At 68.9% G+C, this 995-nt stretch carries 1 protein-coding gene; it reads left to right on the top strand.

Translation table 11 applies throughout. The features are described from left to right. Positions 1 to 149: 149 nt before the first annotated feature. Positions 150 to 995: AAA family ATPase (locus Mterra_RS21475; protein ID WP_147373063.1), on the top strand; the 846-nt coding region annotated here is incomplete at its 3' end.

Here is a 995-nt window from a genome sequence, read left to right as displayed (position 1 = left end):
GGGGGATACCCCTCCCCGCAGGCAGGGAGGGCTGGGGGCGGGGCGAAGCACAGGGCACTAGCTGACGGCTGACCGCTGATGGCTGACGGCGGAAAGCCAAGTGTCGCTCGTCTTGCGTTCGGCGCTCGCGGTTGAGCGAAAATGGAGCCATGACGCCCTCCAACGTCGAGGAGACCCTCGCTGCCCTCGAGGCCCACCGCTACATCGCCGACAAGGGGCTGGCGGTTTCGGTCTTTCTGGCCCTCAAGCTGGGGCGGCCCCTGCTGCTGGAGGGCGAGCCCGGGGTGGGCAAGACCGAGATCGTGAAGGTGCTGGCCGGCATGCTTTCCACCCGCCTGATCCGGCTGCAGTGCTACGAGGGGCTGGACGTGAACAACGCGGTCTACGAGTGGGACTACGCCCGCCAGATGATGCAGATCCGGCTGCTCGAGGCCTCCGGCGAGCGCGAGGCCGAGCGGGTGCGCCACGAGGTCTTCGGGCGGGAGTTCCTGCTCGAGCGACCCCTGCTGCAGGCGCTCAGGAGCGTGGACGGCAAGGCCCCGGTGCTGCTCATCGACGAGCTCGACCGCGCCGACGAGGAGTTCGAGGCCTTCTTGCTCGAGTTCCTCTCCGACTGGCAGATCACCATCCCCGAAGTGGGCACGGTGCGGGCCGAGCGTCCCCCGGTGGTGGTGATCACCTCCAACCGCACCCGCGAGATCCACGACGCGCTCAAGCGCCGCTGCCTGTACTACTGGATCGACTACCCCTCCTTCGAGAAGGAGTACCGCATCGTGCGCGAGAAGGTGCCCGGCGTGCCGGAGAAGCTCGCGCAGCAGGTGGTGGCTTTCGTGCAGGAGCTGCGCAAGCAGGACCTCTACAAGGCCCCCGGCGTGGCCGAGACCCTCGACTGGGCCGCCTCGCTGATGGCGCTGGACGCGGTGGCGCTCGAGCCCCCCCTGGTGGAGGCCACCCTCGGCGCGCTGCTGAAGTACCAAGACGACGTGGCGCGGGCG

The organism is Calidithermus terrae (genome assembly GCF_003574345.1).
In the GTDB taxonomy this organism is placed as follows: domain Bacteria; phylum Deinococcota; class Deinococci; order Deinococcales; family Thermaceae; genus Calidithermus; species Calidithermus chliarophilus.
Note: the sequence above shows the minus strand (reverse complement) of the source record. Positions and strands in the feature narration are given on the sequence as shown.